The following is a 340-nucleotide window of genomic DNA, read 5'->3' as shown; positions in this document are numbered from 1 at the left end:
CAATGTGGCTAATGATGCGGTGGTTAAATCTGCCTCGTTGGGGGTGTATGCCGGTTCGGTTTTTAATAATTCGATGAGGCTTTTAAAATTATCTGCCCGCTGTACAAAACCTAAGTGGCTTTTGCTTACAAAATCGGCATCGGGTGGAGTGGTGCCATCTGCCGGTGGTGCTGCTTTTGGTTTGCTTAAACCGAAGCCCCGGATTTTATCAGCAAGGCCTTTGGCATCGGCCTTGATTTGGGGGCTTGCATCGGTACTGTTTAGGGAGGAAATTACCCTGGTGATTAGTTTGCTTAAGGGATTGAACAGTATTTCCCTGCTGTTGATGGTGGGCTTGGCC

1 protein-coding gene is annotated in these 340 nt (G+C 48.2%); it reads right to left on the bottom strand.

Translation table 11 applies throughout. From position 1 onward, the window contains the following. Positions 1–340 (bottom strand): hypothetical protein (locus tag GD597_RS21745; RefSeq protein ID WP_216368668.1); only part of this gene is annotated, 340 nt, incomplete at both ends.

Origin of the sequence: Limnovirga soli, assembly GCF_013106755.1 — a bacterium.
GTDB lineage: Bacteria > Bacteroidota > Bacteroidia > Chitinophagales > Chitinophagaceae > Limnovirga > Limnovirga soli.
Note: the sequence above shows the minus strand (reverse complement) of the source record. Positions and strands in the feature narration are given on the sequence as shown.